Below are 19,795 nucleotides of genomic sequence, written 5' to 3'. Positions count from 1 at the left end.
CATCAACACCTCCCGCAAAACGGAAAGTGTTACCCATGTCCCCGGTACGTTTCGTCACCTATCTCTCAGGTCGGGCACCTCAGTTCGAACCATCAACGCTGCTGATCGTTCTCCAACCATCACAATGGGAGAATGAGCATGCGTGATCGATCCGACAAATCAGAGCAGAAGCAGCAGACAGCCGACGATGCGGCTGTGTCGGCCAATGCGCCTACGCAACCCGTCGAGAACTTCGATCCGGGCAAGATCGACAAAGACCGGCGGATGTTCCAGAATGGCGATACGGACCGGACGACGGAGCAGGATTAACCCGCTTCGCCCCCGCGTGGGCACCGCATTGGCGTGACGTGTGGGGTTCTCGACGCCTGCCTCGCACGAGCGTCCGCCGCCATCCCCACGAACGCGGATGCTTTGCGACTTCTGAAGTGAGAAGCCAGAAAGCAGACCTTCCTTCCTTGACGCGCTGCAAAGGGCAATCGAATATCCCGCGCCGTGAAGGATTTGCCTTCCGCCGCGCGAGGAGATTCCATGCCGCCTGATCCGAAGATCGTCGAGACGTTGAAGAACGTCTCCACCGCCACGTTGACGACCGTCCTGCTCAAGAAGGGGCTGCGCAACGTCTGGATGCGCGGCACGAAGCCGCTGAAGCCGGGACAGGCGCGTGTGGTCGGCCCAGCCTTCACGCTGCGCTTCGTTCCTGCCCGCGAGGACCTGGCAACGCCGGAAAGCTGGGCCTCCCCCATCTCGACCCGCGCCGCAATCGAGGCCATGCCGGAGGGCTGCGTGGCGGTTGCCGACGCCATGGGCGTGCTGGACGCCGGCATCTTCGGCGACATTCTCTGCTCGCGCATGGTCAAGCGCGGCGTCGCCGCGCTGGTGACCGACGGGGTCGTACGTGACGCAGAGGGCGTGCTCGGCACCGGCATGGACGTTTGGTGCGAAGGCGTTGCCGCTCCGCCTTCGGTTGCCGGCCTCACCTTCGTCGGCTGGCAGGAGCCGATCGCCTGTGGCGGCGTCGCCGTCTTCCCGGACGACATTGTCGTCGCCGACCAGGATGGTGCCGTCCTGATCCCTGCCAAATTCCTTGACGCGGTGCTGGCGGAGGCTCCGGAACAGGAGCAAATGGAAGCGTGGATCATGACGGAGGTGGACCGGGGGGTCCCGCTGCCTGGCCTTTATCCGATGAATGCCGAGACGAAGGCGCGCTACCAGGCGTGGAAGGACGCACGATGAGCTTCTCTGCAGATTCCAAAGGCGTCTACGCCATCGCCACGACGCCATTCCTGCCGGACGGCGCGCTCGACACGACCTCCATCGACAGGCTTACAGATTTCTACCAGGACAGCGGCTGCACCGGCATCACCATCCTCGGCATCATGGGCGAGGCGCCGAAGCTGGAACCGGCGGAAAGCCGGGCAATCATCCGACAGGTGGTGGGCCGGTCGAAGGTGCCTGTCATCGTCGGCGTCTCGGCGCCCGGCTTTGCTGCCATGCGCTCCCTCGCCCGAGATGCGATGGACATGGGGGCGGCCGGCGTGATGATCGCGCCGACACCGGCGCTTCGGACGGACGAGCAGATCGTCAACTACTTCGGCCAGGCGGTGGAGGCGGTCGGCGAGGACGTGCCCTGGGTGCTGCAGGATTATCCGCTGACGCTCAGCGTGGTGATGTCGCCGAGTGTGGTGGCGAAGATCATCTCGAACCACCCGTCCTGCCTGATGCTGAAGCACGAGGACTGGCCGGGCCTTGAAAAGATTTCCAGGCTCCGCGCCATGCAGAAGGCCGGCGAGCTACGGCCCTTCTCGATCCTTTGCGGCAATGGCGGCATGTTCCTCGACTTCGAGCCGGAGCGCGGTGCCGATGGCGCGATGACCGGATATGGTTTTCCGGACATGCTGGTGGAACTCGTCGGCCTCCTCGCCGACCGGAAGCGGGACGAGGCGCACGACCTCTTCGACGCGCATTTGCCACTGATCCGTTACGAGCAGCAACTCGGGATCGGCCTTGCGGTGCGCAAGCATGTGCTGATGCGGCGCGGCGTCATCACGTCGGATGCGCAGCGTAAGCCGGGGCTGGCACTGACGGACACGGCGCGTGCGGAGGTGGACTATTTGCTCAAGCGGCTGGGCCGGCGCGACAAGCGGGCGATACTTTAGGCTCAATTCCTGGGGGCGGCGCTTAGGTGCGTCGCCGCCTCCCTAAGCCTTAGACAGCTCAATCCAGGTGGGTGCGTGGTCGCTTGCGTGCTCCCAACCACGCACCTCGCGATCCACTCCCGCCCGCTCCAGGCGATCGGCGATCGAGGGGCTCAGGAGCAGATGATCCAGCCTCAAGCCCGCGTTGCGTCCCCAAGCGTTTCGAAAATAGTCCCAGAAGGTGTAGATCCGTTCTTCGGGATGAAGTTGCCGAAGCGCATCTGTCCAACCCTGCTCCTCCAAGCGGCGAAATGCCTCGCGCACCTCGGGACGGAACAGCGCATCATCCCGCCATCGCTCCGGCGCATAGACGTCGCGATCGGTGGGCATGATGTTGTAGTCGCCGGCCAGTACTACCGGAGCCCCGCTCTCCAGCAGATGCTGCGCATGCGCCAGAAAGCGTTCGTACCAGGCAAGTTTGTACGCGAACTTTGGGCCGGGTGCGGGATTGCCGTTCGGCGCATAAAGGCAGCCGATCAACACGCCGTTCACCGCCGCTTCGATGTAGCGGCTATGGCTGTCTTGCAGATCACCGCCGAGCCCGCGACGCGTTTCGATCGGCTCCGCGTCATAAGCAAGAATCGCGACACCGTTCCAGCGTTTCTGCCCGTGCCAGACGGCACCATAACCGGCTGTCTCAATGGCAGAGAGGGGAAACTTCTCCTGGGGAGCCTTCAGTTCCTGCAAACAGACCACGTCCGGCCGCGTCTCGTTCAGCCAGCGCAGGAGGACCTCAAGGCGCCCATTGATCCCATTGACGTTGAAAGTGGCAATCTTCATTGCCTCTCCGCTCCCGAAACTTGTCTTGACGCCACCGACTGTCGCTATCGATCACTCTTGGTCGTTTGCGCCATAACGCCGGCAGTTCAGGATCGATGCAGTTTTGCAAAGTCTTTACGATGCCGTTTAGCAAAAGATTCAGTCAGGCATGACAGGGTGTCAGCTATTAGGGATGTCGCACCGCATTTGGATGGGGCGTCAAGAACAGTTCAAGTGGAGCGGTTGTTATGGCCCAGAGATTTCATTCTGCGGTGCGTGAATTCATTTCCGAGAATTTTCTGTTTCGGGCGGATGCTGATATTACTGACAGTCAATCGCTCCTCGAGGGAGGCATTATTGACTCCACTGGCGTCCTCGAACTGATCGCTTTCCTCGAGGCCACCTATGGGATCACAATCGCCGATGAGGAAATCATCCCGGAAAATCTCGACAGCATCGATAACATGACGTCCTATCTGGCACGTAAGCTGCCCGTGGCTGCGTAGACGCCAAGCCATGCGCATCGAGGCAAGGCTTGGCAACAGCGTGGAACGGTTTGCAGGGAAAACTGCTGTCGTCGCTGGCGAGAGCCGCCTCAGCTATGCCGACATTGATGATCGTTCCGGCAGTCTCGCCGCTGCACTGGTGGCAATGGCTGTGAGGCCAAACGACCGGATTGCCTTCCTGCTCGACAACGACGGTGAAGCACCCGTCAGCTTCTTCGGGACCTGGAAGGCGGGCGCCATCGCCTGCCCACTCCACCCATCGATGAAGGCACAAAAGCTTGCCGCCATCTTCTCCAGCACTGAACCTGCGGCTGTCATCACGCACGCGCGGTATCTTCCAAACGTCCGCGCTGCGATCGCCTTGTCGGGCAGGAAGATGGTCGTCATCGCGACACAAGCACCTTCGGATTTGGGTGGAGATCATCTGCGGCTTGAGGAGCTCTTGCGCAGGACGCAAACAAAATCGCTTCCGCGATTTCTCGACGATACCGCTCTTGCCCTCCTGATCCACACCTCCGGATCTACCGGCGACCCCAAGGGGGTAATGCTGACCCATGCGAATGTGGATGCGGCCTGCCAGTCGATCATCAGCTACCTGGAAAACACGGCCAGCGAGATTGTGCTGAGCGTGCTTCCGCTTTCCTTCGGCTACGGCATCACGCAGTTGGTGACGATGGTCTGCGTTGGTGGGACGCTGGTGCTTGAGAAAAGCTTCGCTTTCCCGCGAAAGATGATGGACCGGCTGGCTGAAGAGAAGGCCACCGGTCTTCCGCTAGTCCCTGCGATGGCCGCGTTGATCGCCGGGACGAAGGACCTTCCTGAGGGCTTTCTTCCGCACCTGCGATACGTGACCAGCGCCGCAGCTGCCCTGCCGCCTGTGCTGAGTGCGCGCCTCCAAGAGATCCTGCCGCAGACGAAGGTCTTTGTCATGTATGGTCAGACGGAATGTCTGCGGGTGAGCTATCTCTCACCAGAAGAGCTCGCCAAGCGTCCCACCTCCGTCGGCAAGGCAATCCCGGGCACGCGCGCTTTCGTCGTCGATGAGGAGGGCTTGCCTGCGACCCCAGGCACCATAGGGGAACTCGTGGTGGAGGGGCCGCACGTAATGGCCGGCTATTGGTGCGACGCGGAAACCGCATTGCAGGAGCTCAGGACTGCGGACAGGGAAAGACGTCTATCAACGGGCGATCTTTTTCGGACGGACGAAGAGGGCTTCCTCTATTTCGTCAGCCGGAAGGACGACATCATCAAGACACGCGGCGAGAAGGTCAGCCCTCAAGAAGTTGAGCGGGTGCTTTACGCGCTTGACGGTGTTCGCGAAGCTGCCGTGACCGGTGTCGAGGATCCGGTCTTCGGCCAGGTCGTGCGTGCCCATGTGGCGCTGGAAGAGGGGCGCCAGCTTTCGGAGAGGGATGTCATCCGTCACTGCGCCCAATACCTTGAAGACTACATGGTGCCGAAAAGCGTCGAGTTCCGGGCAGCCTTGCCCCGCACGACGACCGGCAAGATCAGAATGAGCGTCGGCGTCGAGGCCGAACCACAACTGGAGAATGCCGTATGACTCAGAGCATGAAGCACTTCGCGCATGAGATGTCCTTCTCTCCTGAAAGCCTCCGGCTCGACGCTGAAGCGGAGATCGAACGCATCTGCGCCTGGATCCGCACGGCGGTGCTGAAGGACCTGCGCAAGCGAGGCGTCGTTCTGGGACTATCAGGCGGCATAGATTCTAGCGTTACGGCGGCCCTGTGCGCTCGTGCCCTGGGGCCGAGAAAGGTCACGGGCATCTTCATGCCCGAGCACGATTCCGATCCCGAGAGCCTGCGTCTGGGACAGTCGCTCGCAACTGCCACAGGGGTGGAGACGGTGTTGGAAGACATCGGTCCGGCCCTTGCCGCCTCTGGCTGCTACGCGAGACGCGACGGGTTCATTCGGCAGATTGTTCCTGAGTTCGGTGAAGGCTGGGGGTGCAAGGTCGTGCTCGAGAATGCCCTTTCCAGCCGCGGTTACAACATTTCCTGGCTCGTCGTTGCCTCGCCGTCCGGAGAGCAGAGCCGTCATCGCATGCCGCTCGATGTGTACCTCGGGATGATCGCCGCTGCGAACATGAAGCAGCGGACACGCAAGCAGATCGAATACTACCATGCGGACCGGCTGAGCTATGCAGTTGCCGGCACCCCCAACCGGCTGGAATACGATCAGGGCTTCTTCGTGAAGAACGGTGACGGCGCGGCGGACTTCAAGCCGATCGCCCATCTCTACAAGACGCAGGTCTACCAGCTTGCCGAAGCGCTCGGCGTGCCGGAGGAGATCCGGCGGCGACCACCTACGACGGACACCTGGTCCCTGCCGCAGGGGCAGGATGAATACTACTTCTCGCTCCCGTACGACCGGATGGACGTGTGCCTCTATGGCCTCAACAATGGCATTCCGCGCGAGGCCGTCGGCGAGGCCGCTGGCCTACTCCCTGATCAGGTCGATGCGGTCTGGCGCAACATCGGTTCGAAGCGGAAAGTGGCAGAGTATCTTCATGCGATGCCGGCGACGATGCTCGACTGAAGGCGACGGCGTCAGTCGAAGCTATCGCCTATCAGTCGCATCCAACTCTCGCCCGCCAACCCACTGATCAAGGCGCGGCCTAAGCGGATCGGCTCCAATAGAGACTGGTCACGAGCATGAGCAAGATAGAAGGCGCGGCCGTGAAAACTCGTCTTGCGGGTGATGAGCTCCGGCGTCAGCCAGGGATGACCGGCACCGCGAAGACCCGCGCATCCTGCAGCATCGGCATGAGCAAAAAGGTCCTCGACGAGATCCCCGGCAGCGTCGGGGCTACAAAGCGCCTGCAGCAGCCAGCCAAGGCTCCCAGCGCGGCCGAAATAGGCATAGGCCCCTACGAGACCTCCCGCTCGGGTCTCCCCCACGCGCCAGAAAGGCGTCCCCAAGTGCCTCTTCTGAGCGGCCTGATCGATCAGCCAATCGAGCGAGGGAATGTCCCACTGCGGCCGCAGCGGAAACTGGTCCTTAAGGATCAGGGCGGCATCGCGAAACTCTGCGCACGTAGCCTCCCGGAACCGGATGCGCGGAGTCCGTGACTGAGGCTGGAAACGAAGAGTTGAGAGCCTTGTGTTCGCTGCGATCATGTCGGCCACGGATGCCATCGGCTTGAATACGCGTGCTGCACCTACGTTCTTTTCCATCAAGCGCACCGCGGTCGTGGCTGGTCGGAAGACGCGCAGCCAGTTCAGGCTGTAGCCGACATCGAAGGGCAAGGAGAGCTTCTGCCACATGCCAAGCGCCGTCGCATTGGCTGTCTCGGTCAGCGATAGGTCCTGCGGTCCGGCCAGAAAGGCGCGGATCAGGCGAGCGCCCGCAAGCGGGTTCGCCTCGGGGTTTTCTACCATCAGCGAGCCAGCGAAGGCGGCTCGTAGCGATCGACCGCCAAGTTCCAGACGGCCAGGAAAGACGCCGATGAACCCTTGTATTTGGCCGCTCTCCGACACCAGGATCTTTGAAGGAAGATCGCTGTCCTGCCACGGGTGCGCGAAGAGTATTTCGTGGAGGTGAGCCACCAGAGACGGCGGCGTGTGCTCCGATTTCCGGAACGTCTTCTGGAAAAGTTGAGCAACAGCAGGCAGGTCCTCGCGCTCCAGATCGCGCACTGATGCCTTTTCGGACCTCTGCAGCATGATGTTCCCTCGCCAGCCTTTTTCTAGGCGACGGGGGATGATTGCCACGAAGGCCTTAAACAAATGGAAAGAGGCCCCATGGGCCTCTTCAAGTATCTCTGCCGAACGTTCTACATCCAGTACGGCGGAACGCCGTAGTAGTCATAGATGGTGCGGCCCTTGTCCTGATACCAGCTGTCATCCTCGAGATCCTGATAACGCGGCGCTCCAGTGATCTGGTCCTTTGTCAGGTCGATGCGATAGCCGTCCAGTTCCTCGTCATATGTCAGCTTTTCCCATGGCAACGGATAGTAGTCATCGCCGATGCCAAGGAAACCACCGAAGCTCAGGACAACATAGGCAACGCGGCCGCCGCGCTTCTCTAGAAGCATGCGCTGAACCGAGCCAATGTGCTGACCATCGGCCCCATACACGCGGGTGCCTTCCACCTTGTCGCTGGCGATCAGCGAAGGGGTTTCTTTGGTGTAGGGATCCTGTCCTACACGCGGTTCATGATGGACCATCACGTACCTCCTCACGGTTGGTTGAGGTTCCAAAGGAAGGAACTCGTGCACCCGCGCTTCGTTCCCATTGACGCTTACGTCAAGGTTATATACCAAAATGTGAGAAGATGGCCTGGGGATGAGGACCGTGGCATAGTGAGACTCTGCAAGCAGAGCACTCTGCGCCCGGGAAGCAGGACAAGAACAAAAGGGAAGAGGAGGCCCCAATGAGCGACGTTTCAGTGAGAACAGGCGATCTATCAGAGAAGCTTTGGCTCGTTTCATATCCACCTTCCGTCCCTGCGGAGATGCCTGCGCTATCCTACAAGTCTCTGGCGGAACTTTTCGAAAGCTGCTGCTACGCATATCTTCCGCGCGTCGCCTTTTCCAGCATGGGCCGGGAGATGACCTACCGCGAGCTTGAAGCGGAGACGCGCAAGATTGGCGCCTGGCTGCAAGCGCAAGGCCTTGCGAAGGGCGACCGCGTCGCGGTGATGATGCCGAACGTTCTGCAAAACCCAGTGGCCACCTACGGCATTTTGCGCGCCGGCTTCGTGGTGGTGAACGTCAACCCTCTCTATACGCCGCGCGAACTCGAGCATCAGTTGAGGGACTCGGGCGCGAAAGCGATCTTCGTTCTGGAGAATTTTGCCCACACGGTGCAGCAGGTCGCGAGTAATGTGGGTCTTCGGCACATTGTTGTCACCTCAATGGGCGACATGCTCGGCCTCAAGGGCCACGTGGTGAATCTCGTGGTGCGCAAGGTAAAGAAGCTGGTACCGGCATGGTCCATTCCATCGGCTATCTCCTTCAAGAAGGTCTTGGCAGAGGGCGCGCATCATCCCCTGAAGCCCGTCGACATCGACAGCGATGATGTCGCCTTCCTGCAATACACGGGTGGGACCACGGGCATCTCAAAAGGGGCGACGCTGACGCACGCCAATCTGATCGCCAACAAGATGCAGATCTCGATGTGGCTCGACGCTGCCTTCCAGAACCGCCAGCGGCCGGAGGTGTTGAACTTTGTGTGTGCCCTGCCGCTCTATCACATCTTCGCACTGACGGTGAATTCGCTGATGGGGATCGCCATGGGCGGCCACAACATCCTGATCGCCAACCCGCGCGACATTCCCGCCTTCGTGAAAGAACTGCAGAAGCACAAGGTGCATGTCTTCCCTGGGCTCAACACGTTGTTCAACGCGCTGATGAACAATGCCGATTTCGCAAAGGTAGACTTCTCCTCCCTGATCCTGGCACTTGGCGGAGGCATGGCGGTACAGCGGCCGGTCGCGGAGCGCTGGCAGGCAATGACGGGGACGGCGATCACCGAAGGCTATGGACTGTCGGAGACTTCACCGGTCGCAACAGCGAACCGCTTCGACAGCCAGGAATTTACCGGCATGATCGGGCTGCCATTACCATCCACCGACATTTCGATCCGGGATGAAGAGGGCAACGCTCTACCAGTCGGCGAAGTCGGCGAGATCTGCATCCGCGGTCCGCAAGTCATGGCTGGTTACTGGCAGCGGCCGGACGAAACGGCCAAGGTGATGACCGAAGATGGTTTCTTCCGCTCCGGTGACATGGGCTATATGGACGAACGCGGTTACACGAAAATAGTCGACCGCAAGAAGGACATGATCCTTGTTTCCGGCTTCAACGTCTATCCGAACGAGGTGGAGGAGGTCGCGGCCATGCACCCGGGTGTGCTGGAGTGCGCGGCGGTCGGAGTCCCCGATCCGCATTCGGGCGAGGTCGTGAAACTATTCGTCGTCAAGAAGGATCCGGAGCTGACGGAAGAGGCGCTGAGGGAGCATTGTGCGGCCAACCTGACCGGCTATAAGCGGCCCCGGCTGATAGAATTCCGCAACGAGCTGCCTAAGTCGAACGTCGGCAAGATCCTGCGGCGGGAGCTGCGCGGCTGAAGGCGCGACGCGGCTTGATTTGGAAGTGAAAGCTTATAGGTTCCCGTGCATCCCCTGGATCACGAGGACCTTCCATGCAGGCCATCATCAAAGACCTGAAGAACACAGTTGCCGCAACGAACGCGACCGATCTTCGGGCGGCATTCGCCGCCGATCCGCGCCGGTTCGAGCGATACAGCGCGTCGCTCGATGACCTGCTGATGGATTTCTCGAAGATCGCCATCAATGAAGACATCCTGGGCCTGCTGGAACGTCTGGCTGACGAGGCGGGCGTCGCGGCGAAGCGAGAGGCGATGTTTTCCGGCGAGGCGATCAATTTCACCGAAGAGCGAGCTGTACTGCATACGGCGCTTCGAAACCGCACCGGCACCCCGGTCATGGTGGACGGCACGGACGTGATGGCAGACGTCGAGGCGGTGCTTCGCGCCATGGCTCGCTTTTCCGACGGCATTCGCTCTGGTGCGCTGAAGGGCGCGACTGGCAAGGCCATCACCGACATCGTCAATATCGGCATCGGAGGCTCTGACCTGGGCCCGGTGATGGCGACACTGGCGCTGGCACCTTTTCATGACGGCCCCCGCGCGCATTTCGTTTCCAATGTTGACGGCGCCCATATCGCCGATACTTTGAAGCTGCTGAATGCAGAATCGACGCTGTTCATCATCGCCTCGAAGACCTTCACGACAATCGAGACGATGACGAATGCCGCCACGGCGCGCGCCTTCATTGCCGAGAAGCTTGGCGAGGACGCGGTCAAGCACCATTTCGCGGCCGTCTCAACCGCGCTCGACAAGGTGGCGGCCTTCGGCATCGAGAGCGACCGCGTGTTCGGCTTCTGGGACTGGGTCGGAGGGCGCTATTCCATCTGGTCAGCGATCGGCCTGCCGCTGATGATCGCGGTCGGCCCGGAGAACTTCGGGCGCTTCCTTGATGGTGCTCACGCCATGGACAAGCACTTCCGCGAGGCGCCGGTGCGGCAGAACCTGCCGATGCTGCTTGGTCTCATAGGCTTCTACCATCGCAACGTGCTGGGCTACCCTTCGCGCGCCATCCTGCCCTATGACCAGCGGCTGCTGCGCTTCCCGGCCTATCTGCAACAGCTCGACATGGAATCAAACGGCAAGGGCGTCACCGTCGACGGCACGCCGGTCGACGGGGATTCCGGCCCCGTCGTCTGGGGCGAGCCCGGCACCAACGGCCAGCACGCCTTCTACCAACTCATCCATCAGGGCACGACGGTCATCCCGGCCGAATTCATGATCGCGGCGAACGGCTTCGAACCGGACCTGAGGCACCAGCACGAGTTGCTGATCGCCAACTGCCTCGCCCAGTCTGAGGCACTGATGAAGGGGCGGACGCTCGAGGAAGCCAAGGCGCAGCTGACGTCGAAGGGCGTGGACGAGACGAAAGCGGACTTTATCGCGCCGCACCGCGTGTTCCCCGGCAACCGCCCCTCGATCACCTTCGTTTACGACCAGCTGACGCCGTTCGCCCTCGGTCGCCTAATCGCGCTTTACGAACATCGCGTCTTCGTCGAAGGCGTGCTCTTCCGCATCAACTCCTTCGATCAGTGGGGCGTGGAGCTTGGCAAGGAGCTGGCGACAGGCCTGCTGCCGATCGTCGAAGGCAAGGAGAGCGCCGACGGGCACGACTCCTCGACGCAAGGGCTGGTGAAGGCGCTGGTGGGACTGAAGGCGTAGCCCCGGCCTCTTGTGCCGGCGGCGGAGCCTGCCGGGAGGAAACTAGAGGCCAATCTCATGGGCAAATGGTGGATTGGCGCCTGCCCTCGATACCGTGACGGCGGCCGCCTTGGCACCCAATGCCAGGGCCACCCTCACCTGATCTTCGGTCAAACTTGCCACCTTCTCCTTCGTCAGCAGGTCCTGCATCTTGAAGGAGGCCAAGATACCGGCGTCGAAAGTGTCGCCAGCACCGACGGTGTCGATCACCGTCACCCGCTCGCTTGGCACGGACGTCTTGAAGCTGCTGGTGTAGGCGGTCGCGCCTTCGGCGCCACGGGTCAGGACGACCAGCTTGGCACCCTTAGACAGCCAATAATAAGCACGGGCGTCGTCGTCACCTTCCAGGCCAAACCAGTCCAGGTCCTCGTCGGAGAACTTGATGATGTCGGACATCGCGGCCATGCGGGCGACGCGATCGAGGTGTTTCTGCTTGTCCTTGATGAAGCCGGGACGGATGTTCGGGTCAAAGGAGATGACGCGCTTCTCGTGCTCGCGTGCCATCAGCGCCTCATAGGTCGAGCCGCAGGGTTCCGGAATGAGGCTGATCGCACCGAAGTGGAGCGCCTCGCAATCATCGCCGAGCATCGGCAGGTCCGCTTCGGTGATCATGCGTCCCGCCGTGCCTTCATCATAGAAGGCATAGCTTGCCTGACCGTCGACCAGCTTGACGAAGGCAATGGTAGTCGGCCGTGAGGAGACGGCGGCGAAGCTGGAATCGACATGGCTGGCCGCCAAGGTCTCGCGCAGGATGTCGCCCATCATGTCGTCGGAAAGACCGGTGAAGAAGCCGGTCGGCTGGCCGAGGCGGCCGAGGGCGATCGCGGTATTGAAGACGGCACCACCGGCGTAGGGGGCAAAGCCCTTTTCCCCCAGCATCGTCTCGCGCGGCAACATGTCGATCAGCGCTTCACCACAACACAAGATCATGCTGGTCCTCCCAGAACTGCTGCGCTTTCGATACGTGAGCTTTTGTCGCTTGGCTAGAGCGAAAGCTCACTTACGCCGCCGTTTCGACCTGACCAGGCCAGGGGGGCGTCGAGGAAGGCTTCAACCTCGGCGAGAGTGTTCTCGTCGAAAAGATTTTGTGCCCGGGCAACCGAAAGCACGTTGCGCCAGGTGGCGATGTGATGCAGCTGGACCTTTCCCTCCGCGAAGCGCGCTTCGGCCTCCGAAAAGATGCCGTAAAAGAAGAGTGCGATCCCATGGTCAACCGTTCCGCCGGCGGCGCGGATGGCATCGATGAACTTGAACATGCTGCCGCCTGCAGTGGTCAGATCTTCGATAACAAGCACCCGTGAGCCTTCCGGCATATGTCCCTCGATCTGCGCGTTTCGACCGTGCCCCTTGGGCGCCTTGCGCACGTAGATCATCGGCAGGCCGAGCCGCTCGGCAAGGAAGGCCGCAAAGGGGATGCCTGCGGTCTCTCCCCCTGCAACGCAGTCAAACATCTCGAAGCCTGCATCGCGCACGACGGTGGCCGCCGCGAAGTCCATGATGGTGGAACGAATGCGGGGGTAGGAGATGAGCTTGCGGCAATCGATATAGACCGGGCTCATCATGCCGGAGGACAGCTTGTAAGGCTTATCGGCCGAGAAGTGCACGGCCCCGATCTCCCACAACATCCTCGCCATCAGCTCGGCCATGGTGCCGCGGTCGGTAAAGGTGGTCTGGATCATGCTGCCGCTCCTTCGTGTCCCTCTTCGAGGAGCGCCATAGCAGCATGCCGCTTCAGGCGCCAGATGGCTACACTGCGGCCAGCGCCTGCGTCAGGCCTCGACTTCCCAGTAAAGCGGGAACAGCGGATCGAAGACTGTGATGGCGCCCGCGCCTGTTTCGCGCTTCTTCGGAAACTGTAGCGGCTCGTCCCGCCTAACCAGCGTCATCCTTTCCTCGTTCGGCGGGAGTCCATACCATGCCGGACCGCTGAGCGAGGTGAAGGCCTCCAACTGCGCGAGCGCATTCTCCTCTTCGAAGACATGGGCAAGGCAACTCATCGTGTTGGGCGAGGTATAGATGCCCGCGCAGCCGCAGGCACATTCCTTCAGCGGATCCACATGCGGAGCAGAGTCGGTACCGAGAAAGAAGCGAGGATCACCGGACGTGGCGGCGGTTCGCAGCGCCAGTCGATGGTGCTCCCGCTTGGCGACCGGCAGACAGTAGTAATGGGGGCGGATGCCGCCGACAAGGATGGCGTTGCGGTTGATGATGAGGTGGTGCGTGGTGATCGTTCCGGCCAGGTTGGCGGAAGAGTTCTTGATGTAGTCCACACCCTCCTTCGTAGTGACGTGCTCCATCGTAATCTTCAGTTCCGGTAAACGCTTGCGCAGCGGATCCAGCACCGTTTCGATGAACACGGCCTCGCGGTCGAAGATGTCGACCTCGGCCGTCGTCACCTCGCCATGCACACAGAGCGGCAGGCCGATCTCAGCCATACGCTCCAGAACTGGCATCGCCTTGTCGATGTTGCGTACACCGCTGCTGGAGTTGGTGGTCGCCCCAGCCGGATAGAGTTTAACCGCTGTGATAAGGCCCCTTTCCTTTCCGGCTGCGACATCCTGAGGATCCGTCCCTTCCGTCAGGTAGAGCGTCATCAGCGGCTGGAACCGGTCACCGCTCGGCACTGCGGCCATAATCCGCTCCCGATATGCTGCGGCGTCAGCCGTTGTTACCACCGGCGGAACCAGGTTCGGCATGATGATGGCGCGCGCGAAGTGGCGGCTGGTGTCTTCGATCACGCCGCTCAACACCTCTCCGTCTCGCAGGTGCAGATGCCAATCGTCAGGGCGGCGGATGGTGAGCGTCTTCATCAGGAGCCTTCACAAGTCTTCGCTTGCGCTCGCATAGCATCAACCATGGGAAGGAAACAATCTCTGCTTCATCGTCCTTGAAGCAGCAGAACGTTCAATCAATCGCGAAAAAGTGTCGCCCTCTGTTACCCGCTCAAAGGGTCGAGGAACGTCACTGAGGAACCGGTACGCGATTCGAGCGTTCGATTAGCGAAACGTGAAGAATATGTGAATCGGAGCAGACAATGAAATCCCAGATATCGAAAGTCAACCGGGGTTTTGCATTTGCCACAAGCACGGCAGCAATTCTTTTGTCGATGGCAGCTGCTCCCGTGGCCGAAGAACAAGGCAGTGCACTGATTGCGCAAGGCGCTCAAGAAGAATGCGACCGTATGGCTGGAAGCGCCGCTGACAATCAGCGCAACACTGCCTTCAGTCCTGTGCCCGTAGGCAATATTGATCTTGCCGCTGTAGATGCTTGCCAGACCGCCTACGAGCAATCTGGCAATCCGCGTTTCGCTTACCAACTGGGCCGTGCGCTGAACCAGGCGCAGGAGATTAATCAAGCAATGGAGGCCTACCAAGCCGCTGTTGACGCGGACTACGCGGCGGCCAAGGTGAATTTCGGGATGCTGATGGGCCGCCTCGGCGATGCTGAAGCAGAGTTCAACATGTATTCCGAGGCTGCACAGAGCGGTAACGTGCTTGCGTCCTACAATCTCGGTGTCGCCTATCGTGATGGACTTGGAACGCAGCCGGACGTCAACAAGGCCCTGTACTGGTTCGAAAAGGCCGCCGCAGCCGGAGACAATACCGCGGCGTTCAACATCGGCGTCATCTATGATGAGGGGCAGTTAGTGCCAGCCGATGATCAAACGGCAATTGCTTGGTATGACCTGGCTGTTGCCCGCGGCAATGTTGATGCGATGATTAATCTTGGCATCATGCTGGAGACGGGGGAAGGAATTGAACCTGACCTGCAGCAGGCAGCGGATGTTTATGCGATGGCAGCGGAGAATGGAGATCTTTTTGCAGCCACGCGGTTGATCGAGCTACAGCAAGCCGGAGCGCTGGAGCCTCCCTCGGCGGTGGCTGGACTTGACGACGGGATGAAGACACTCGTTCTGAAAGACGGCGATATGGACCTTCCCACAAACCTTCCCAAGGACATCTGATCGTCCTGGAATACCGGGTGACCTTAGTGACGGCATACGAACGGGACTAGGAGAAATGGCGCACCCGAAGAGATTCGAACTCCTGACCCCCAGATTCGTAGTCTGGTGCTCTATCCAGCTGAGCTACGGGTGCGTGTGGCAAATCGGCGGTGCCGTCTGCGTGGGCGATCCTCTAAAGGCTCCCCAAACGTATTGCAAGCGATTTTCGGATCAAAGCTGATTTTTATGAGCTCGCGTTCACACGGTGGATAAACGCGCGGGATCGTCAGGCCCGGACGCGATAGTCCTCAAGTGCGACTGGCTGGTCGGGGATTTCTATTCGAAATTGCGTGCCCGGCCCCGGCTTCTCCACCAATGCGATCGTGCCGCCATGTGCCAGGACTAGCTCGCGCGCGATGACAAGCCCCAGTCCAGTACCTCCAGAACGCGCCGAACCGCGAAAGGCCGCAAAAAGGTTTTCCCGCGCCTTGCGCGGCATGCCCGGCCCCGTATCGTCAATCGAGATGCTGACGACGCTGCCGATACGCTGGGCACTCAGGGTGATTCTGCGGATCGTTGCCGAATCCTCCGGATGGAACGTCGTCAGGGCTTGGGCGGCGTTGCGGCAAATATTGTGAATCACCCGGAATAACTGTTCGCCGTCGGCATCCACCTCAAGGTCATCGGAGATCTGTTCGATGAACTCGATGCCGCCATCCGGATCAAGCGCCAGGATATCTCGCACTTCCTGGCATAGTGCGACCAACCGAAGCCGGCGCCGCCGGGGGGCTGCTTCCGTTGCCTGGCCATAAGACAGGACCTCGTTCGTATAGCCGACGGCGCGATCGATTGTTCGCAAAAGCTTAGGCGCGAAACTCCTGACCATCGGATCGTCGACATCGACCAAGCGGTCAGACATCAACTGCGCCGAAGCAAGAATATTGCGCATATCGTGATTTATCTTCGATACCGCGAGGCCTAGATCAGCGAGGTTTTTCTGCTGCTTCAGAGTGCGCTGAAGCTCTATCTGCATGGAGGCGAGATGGCGTCCGGCGACCGCAAGCTCCCCTTTGGCTGCATCACCCGCAAACACCCGCTGCGGATCCTCCGGTCGCTCAGAGAACCGCTGCATGTTGCGCGTCAGGTTTCGGATCGGGCGGATCATCATGCGATTGATGGCGAGGAAGATCAAAACGGCGGTGATCAGCGATATCACGAGCGACAGGGTGAACATCATGCGGGCGTAGCTCAACATATCCTTGCGCAACGCGTCGTCCGTCATCACCAGTTCGATGATCATGTCGGACTCGCCTACGGGCCCAAAGACCCGCATCACGCGACCGCCACCAAAGAAGAGGGTATCCATGGCGTCGCGGATGGAGACGAGAAGCGGCACATCGGCTAGATCGTATTGATCATCCACCTGTGGGGGGACATCGACGGCGGCCAACAGCCGCGAAGTGCCATCCTTGCGAAGCGCGATGACCTTGGTGCCCGTCGCCAGGAGCGTATCATCCTGTACGCTGCGTGGCAGTTCAGCTGGCTGAAGTCCGTCGATCACGATCCCGGCTGCGGCCGCGGTGTCGAGTTGGTCGCGCAGCCAATTCATACGCATGCCCGCAACCGAGGGCGCGAAGATCAAGACCTCGGCGAGCATCACGAAGAGAATTGTCATCCAGAGCAGGCGACCCGAAAGCCCGCGAAAAAGTGCCGGCATCGCCTCCGGCGCCGTCTCATGGGATGCACCGCTCAAATCCGTGGGCATTTCACCGCTCATGCGGCTCTCCAGACTGCAAGGCCGCCGATCCCCGCAGCAGCTATTTAGGTTGCGCCCCACACTCTTTTAGCAGCTTTTTCGCTGCGCACAAACAGGAGGGCCGGAAGCAACGCTTCCGGCCCTCCTCATGGCATTGCCTGGAGGTCGATCAGAATTCTTCCCAGTTTGCTTCGGCAGCGGCAGAAGCGGGTGCTCCCATTCCAAATGCCTTGGCGATCTTACCCGTCATTGCGCGGGCGGGAGAGACCCGTGCCGGCTGATCGGACGCAGCAACAGGGCGTGCCGGGGCAGCCGGGACATGACCTGCCATAGACGGAACTGCGCGAGCATTGCCGCCCCCGATATTGAAGCGCGAAACCATAGAGAAGAGACCGGAGGCTTCTGACGACAGCTTTTGAGTTGCCGCGGACGTTTCCTCAACCATTGCAGCGTTCTGCTGCGTCACCTGGTCCATCTGGTTGATGGCGGTATTGACCTCCTGCAGGCCGGTAGCCTGTTCTTTCGCTGCGATTGCGATGGAATGGATGTGGTCGTTGATGCGCAGCACCCTGCTCTCAATTTCGGAAAGGGCTTCACCCGTTTTCTGAACGAGCCGGACCCCACCGGCAACCTCTTCACCCGATTTGGTGATCAGCCCCTTGATATCCTTGGCAGCCGCGGCCGAGCGCTGTGCCAACTCGCGCACTTCCTGTGCGACCACCGCAAAGCCTTTGCCCGCCTCGCCGGCGCGCGCCGCTTCCACTCCGGCATTGAGCGCGAGAAGGTTGGTTTGGAAGGCGATTTCGTCAATGACGTTGGTGATCTGCGCAATCTCACGCGAAGCCTGTTCGATGCGCTCCATGGCTTCCACTGCATTGCGCACAACGGCACCGGACTGTACCGCGCTTTCCTTCGCTTCGCTTACCATGACCGTCGCTTCTTGGGCGCGCTCCGTCGAGGTGCGGACGACAGCCGTGATCTGGTCAAGAGCGGCCGATGTCTCCTCCAGTGCAGCAGCCTGCTGTTCAGTCCGCTTCGAAAGGTCGTTCGTCGCGCTGCTCAGTTCATTGGAGCCACCGCTGATCGTGCTGGTGCTGCCACGAACGCTCTGCATCGCATCGCGAAGGCTCTCGACGGCGGCATTCACATTCGCCTGCAGTTCCGCAAACGCTCCGCGGAAGTTGCCGGACATCTGTTGCGTCAGGTCTCCCTGTGCAAGCGATCGTGCCACACGACCCGTTTCGCTGACGCCAACCTCCACCGCGGTGAGAAGCTGATCCACGTTTCGGGCGAAATTGTCGAGGCTCTCATCGCCAAACTGCTTGTCGATGCGTTTGCTGAAGTCGCCTTCCACAGCGGCGCCGACGACTGCTTCCATGCGCACGCGCAAGTCATCACTGCGCGCCCGGCTGCCGCTCTCCTGCTCGTTCATACGCGCAACTTCGAGTCCATTGCGCTTGAAGACTTCCACGGCAGCAGCCATCTCGCCGATTTCGTCGGCCCGTCCGATGGACGGTACGGCGGTGGCGTAGTCACCGGCGGCGATTTTCTGCATGCTGCTGGTGATCTCAATGAGCGGCGCGCTCAACTGGCGGCGCCCGAGGTAAAAGCCAAATGCGGCACCAGCACCGACGCCGAAAAGCGTTACAATCTCTAAGGTGAGGACGATGGTGCTGCTAAAGGCATCCATCTCGGCGTCAACGGCGCTCAGTTCCGCCAGATCCGCAGCAACAATCTTGTCGATCTCGGCCTGGAATGCCTTGCGGTTATTGCGGTTGCCCTCGTTGTTGCCCTGGTCGTTTGCCGCCTCCGGTCCGACTTCCGTTCCAAGACGTACCGTCTCGCTTCGGAAAGCTCTAAACTCCGAAGCGCGCTGCATCAGGTTCTGAAAATCAGCCTGCTCGCTCTCGGTTACGATGGCTTTCCATTCCCCCAGCAGTTTGTCCATGCTGTCAAGGCTCTCATGAAGCCCCGCGCCGAATTTGGCAGCTTGATCGGTCGTCTTGGATGCATAGATTCCTCGAGCATCCATAACCACGGCCGTGACGAGACGGTTTAGGCTCTCTCCAAGATGGGCTCGATGCGCCGCAGCCTCATATGCATGCATCTTTGTGCGGTATTCCGACAAAGCGAAGAGAGACAAGCCCCCTACGATTAGCGCGACCGCACTCATCAGTCCAACAAGCATGTTTATCTTGCCGCGGATCTTCATCGCATTCCCTCTTCAAGTCACTTCTCTACTCTCAAGGAATTTTCGTGATGACGATTATCCCGAGTTCTAGTGCGAGATTTGGCATACAGGCATTAAGAAATGTTTGCCCCCTGAAGAGGAGGGCAATCGGCGAGCTAACGCCGAATTTTCATCCAAGCTACTGGTAAAAGAAGGAAAAATCCCCGAGGATCTGCCTTTCGGCATGCGACTATTGAAAGTAGCCCGTCACTTCAAAGGATCAAGAGCTCCTCAGGGAGGCCTAAAATAGTTAACCCGTTCATGTTTAGGCCCAGCGCACGCTCATTTGACTTTTCAGGCCGAGTGCTTTTATAAGCCGCGGACGTTCAGCCTTCGCAGGCTCGCGCGCATGCGACCTATGGCAGGACGTCTCCGAAACGCTGTTGCCGCAAGGCAAATCCAAGAAGGGCCGCACACCGCGGTGTTAAATAAATGTCTAAGCGTACCTTTCAACCGTCCAAGCTTGTCCGCAAGCGCCGCCACGGCTTCCGTGCCCGCATGGCGACCGCAGGTGGCCGCAAGGTTCTTGCAGCTCGTCGCGCACGCGGCCGCAAGCGTCTCTCGGCCTAAGGGCCGG

General features: G+C 60.4%; 18 protein-coding genes and 1 tRNA gene. 10 read left to right on the top strand and 9 right to left on the bottom strand.

The features are described 5' to 3' along the window. The first annotated feature begins 138 nt into the window (after positions 1-138). From LXM96_RS11285 to LXM96_RS11275, 3 genes are all read left to right on the top strand, one after another. On the top strand, positions 139-309 hold the full coding sequence (locus tag LXM96_RS11285) for a hypothetical protein (protein WP_239998553.1): 171 nt from the start codon (positions 139-141) through the stop codon (positions 307-309). A 219-nt stretch (positions 310-528) separates the two neighbouring features. After that, entirely contained in the window at positions 529-1,233 is a 705-nt protein-coding gene (locus LXM96_RS11280) for a ribonuclease activity regulator RraA (RefSeq protein WP_239998552.1), read from the top strand. Next, positions 1,230-2,156, top strand: a complete 927-nt coding sequence (locus tag LXM96_RS11275) for a dihydrodipicolinate synthase family protein (protein WP_239998551.1) — start codon at positions 1,230-1,232, stop codon at positions 2,154-2,156. Before LXM96_RS11280 ends, LXM96_RS11275 begins: the two co-directional genes overlap by 4 nt. Positions 2,157-2,198: 42 nt before the next feature. Here LXM96_RS11275 and xth read toward each other — a convergent pair whose 3' ends face one another. Further along, entirely contained in the window at positions 2,199-2,975 is a 777-nt protein-coding gene (xth, locus tag LXM96_RS11270; protein WP_239998550.1) for an exodeoxyribonuclease III, read from the bottom strand. A 227-nt stretch (positions 2,976-3,202) separates the two neighbouring features. On the opposite strand from xth, the gene LXM96_RS11265 reads away from it, so the two are divergent. The 3 genes from LXM96_RS11265 to nadE are packed head-to-tail and all read left to right on the top strand — an operon-like array spanning position 3,203 to position 6,016. Next, positions 3,203-3,460 carry an acyl carrier protein gene (locus LXM96_RS11265; RefSeq protein ID WP_239998549.1) on the top strand — a complete coding sequence of 86 codons (258 nt, stop codon included), beginning with the start codon at positions 3,203-3,205 and terminating at the stop codon, positions 3,458-3,460. 10 nt (positions 3,461-3,470) lie between these two features. After that, positions 3,471-5,021, top strand: coding sequence for a class I adenylate-forming enzyme family protein (locus LXM96_RS11260; protein WP_239998548.1), 1,551 nt, complete (start codon positions 3,471-3,473; stop codon positions 5,019-5,021). Continuing rightward, the gene (gene nadE / locus LXM96_RS11255) at positions 5,018-6,016 is read left to right on the top strand and encodes an NAD(+) synthase (RefSeq protein WP_239998547.1); all 999 of its coding nucleotides are present in this window, start codon (positions 5,018-5,020) and stop codon (positions 6,014-6,016) included. Before LXM96_RS11260 ends, nadE begins: the two co-directional genes overlap by 4 nt. 11 nt (positions 6,017-6,027) lie before the next feature. On the opposite strand, the gene LXM96_RS11250 is transcribed toward nadE, so the two are convergent. Together LXM96_RS11250 and LXM96_RS11245 are read right to left on the bottom strand one after the other, a co-directional pair. Further along, complete coding sequence (locus LXM96_RS11250; protein ID WP_239998546.1) at positions 6,028-7,143, bottom strand: hypothetical protein; 1,116 nt, start codon at positions 7,141-7,143, stop codon at positions 6,028-6,030. A 110-nt stretch (positions 7,144-7,253) separates the two neighbouring features. After that, positions 7,254-7,646: a PRC-barrel domain-containing protein gene (locus LXM96_RS11245; RefSeq protein WP_239998545.1), complete on the bottom strand. Its 393-nt coding sequence runs from the start codon at positions 7,644-7,646 to the stop codon at positions 7,254-7,256. A gap of 206 nt (positions 7,647-7,852) precedes the next feature. Here LXM96_RS11245 and LXM96_RS11240 point away from each other — a divergent pair, with 206 nt between their 5' ends. After that, positions 7,853-9,550: a long-chain fatty acid--CoA ligase gene (locus tag LXM96_RS11240; protein WP_239998544.1), complete on the top strand. Its 1,698-nt coding sequence runs from the start codon at positions 7,853-7,855 to the stop codon at positions 9,548-9,550. A gap of 74 nt (positions 9,551-9,624) precedes the next feature. After that, a complete protein-coding gene (pgi, locus tag LXM96_RS11235) occupies positions 9,625-11,250 on the top strand; it encodes a glucose-6-phosphate isomerase (protein ID WP_239998543.1) in 1,626 nt (541 codons plus the stop codon). 42 nt (positions 11,251-11,292) lie between these two features. Here the strand turns inward: pgi and LXM96_RS11230 are convergent, their stop codons facing one another. The 3 genes from LXM96_RS11230 to pyrC form a co-directional block, all read right to left on the bottom strand. Next, complete coding sequence (locus LXM96_RS11230) at positions 11,293-12,219, bottom strand: carbohydrate kinase family protein (protein ID WP_239998542.1); 927 nt, start codon at positions 12,217-12,219, stop codon at positions 11,293-11,295. Positions 12,220-12,272: 53 nt separating this feature from the next. After that, positions 12,273-12,968 carry an orotate phosphoribosyltransferase gene (locus LXM96_RS11225; protein WP_239998541.1) on the bottom strand — a complete coding sequence of 232 codons (696 nt, stop codon included), beginning with the start codon at positions 12,966-12,968 and terminating at the stop codon, positions 12,273-12,275. Positions 12,969-13,058: 90 nt separating this feature from the next. Next, positions 13,059-14,099 carry a dihydroorotase gene (gene pyrC / locus LXM96_RS11220; RefSeq protein ID WP_239998540.1) on the bottom strand — a complete coding sequence of 347 codons (1,041 nt, stop codon included), beginning with the start codon at positions 14,097-14,099 and terminating at the stop codon, positions 13,059-13,061. Positions 14,100-14,323: 224 nt separating this feature from the next. On the opposite strand from pyrC, the gene LXM96_RS11215 reads away from it, so the two are divergent. After that, a complete protein-coding gene (locus tag LXM96_RS11215) occupies positions 14,324-15,253 on the top strand; it encodes a tetratricopeptide repeat protein (protein WP_239998539.1) in 930 nt (309 codons plus the stop codon). Positions 15,254-15,309: 56 nt separating this feature from the next. Here LXM96_RS11215 and LXM96_RS11210 read toward each other — a convergent pair. From LXM96_RS11210 to LXM96_RS11200, 3 genes are all read right to left on the bottom strand, one after another. Then, positions 15,310-15,386 (bottom strand) — tRNA-Arg (locus LXM96_RS11210). Positions 15,387-15,518: 132 nt separating this feature from the next. Next, on the bottom strand, positions 15,519-17,021 hold the full coding sequence (locus LXM96_RS11205) for an ATP-binding protein (protein WP_394801943.1): 1,503 nt from the start codon (positions 17,019-17,021) through the stop codon (positions 15,519-15,521). A 136-nt stretch (positions 17,022-17,157) separates the two neighbouring features. Next, entirely contained in the window at positions 17,158-19,200 is a 2,043-nt protein-coding gene (locus LXM96_RS11200) for a HAMP domain-containing methyl-accepting chemotaxis protein (protein WP_239998538.1), read from the bottom strand. 450 nt (positions 19,201-19,650) lie between these two features. Between LXM96_RS11200 and rpmH the strand changes: the two genes are divergently transcribed. Continuing rightward, positions 19,651-19,788, top strand: a complete 138-nt coding sequence (rpmH, locus tag LXM96_RS11195) for a 50S ribosomal protein L34 (RefSeq protein WP_239998537.1) — start codon at positions 19,651-19,653, stop codon at positions 19,786-19,788. The last annotated feature ends 7 nt before the right edge of the window (positions 19,789-19,795 follow it).

It is taken from the genome of Rhizobium halophilum, from assembly GCF_021648825.1.
GTDB classification, from domain to species: Bacteria; Pseudomonadota; Alphaproteobacteria; order Rhizobiales; family Rhizobiaceae; genus Neorhizobium; species Neorhizobium halophilum.
Note: the sequence above shows the minus strand (reverse complement) of the source record. Positions and strands in the feature narration are given on the sequence as shown.